Annotated in this window: 1 protein-coding gene; it reads right to left on the bottom strand. The window is 68.0% G+C overall.

Features of this window, described 5'->3' with window-relative positions:
* Nucleotides 1-927: flagellar basal-body MS-ring/collar protein FliF (gene fliF / locus ACNFOC_RS54695; protein WP_416966354.1), on the bottom strand; the 927-nt coding region annotated here is incomplete at both ends.

The raw sequence follows: 927 nt of genomic DNA, 5'->3' as shown, positions 1-927 counted from the left end.
GCCGTGCCCGGCAGCAGCGGCTGACCGTTGGCGGCCTGCGCGCCCTCTTCCGAGGCCGCCGGGCCGGCGAGGACGCCCGAGATGGCGGCGGCGACCTCGTCGGACGCGAGGATGCGCTTGACCAGCGGGCGGATCACCAGGAACAGCACGACGAGGCCGAGCAGCATCATGACGCCGAGCTCGACGAAGTACATGACGTCGTCCTTGGTGAACTGGAGCATGCCGAGGAAGCCGGTCGGCTCGCTGATCGGGGTGGTGGAGGGGGCGTCGGCAAAGCGCAGGTTCACGACCTCGACCTGATCGCCGCGCTTCTGGTCGAAGCCGATCGCCGAGCGCACCAGCGTGGCGATGCGGTCGAGCTGCTCCTTGGTGCGGTCGGTGTAGGCGAGCTCGCCCTTCTCGTTCTTGGTGTAGATGCCGTCGACCAGCACCGCGACCGAGATGCGGTTGACCCGGCCGGCCTCGGTCACCTCGGTCTTGGTGGTGCGGGAGATCTCGTAATTGTTGGTCTCTTCGGTCTTCCTGCTCTGGTCCTTCGCCGCCGAGCCGCCGTTCTGCTGATTGCCGGGCAGCTCGTTGTTGACGGTGACCTGGCCGTTGCTGTCGGCGGTCTGGCTCTGCTCTTCGCGGGTCTGGCTCGATCGCAGCACGCGGCCCTCGGGATCGAACTTGTCCGAGGTCTGGGTGATCTTGTTGAAGTCGAAATCGGCGGAGGGCTGCACGCGGGCGCGGCCCGTTCCGACCACGGAGGAGACGATGTCCTCGACCTGCTTGCGGATCCGCTTTTCGAAGGCGACGCGGCGCTCTTCGCCGATCGCCTGCTCCGGATCGGTCTGGGCACCGTCGGCGAGCAGCTGGCCGGCCTCGTCGACGATCGAGACCCGCTGCGGCTTCAGCCCGTTGACGGCGGAGGCGACGAGATGGCGG

It is taken from the genome of Streptomyces colwelliae (assembly GCF_048158785.1).
Classification (GTDB): Bacteria; Actinomycetota; Actinomycetes; order Streptomycetales; family Streptomycetaceae; genus Streptomyces.
This window is presented reverse-complemented; position numbering and strand designations above follow the sequence as displayed.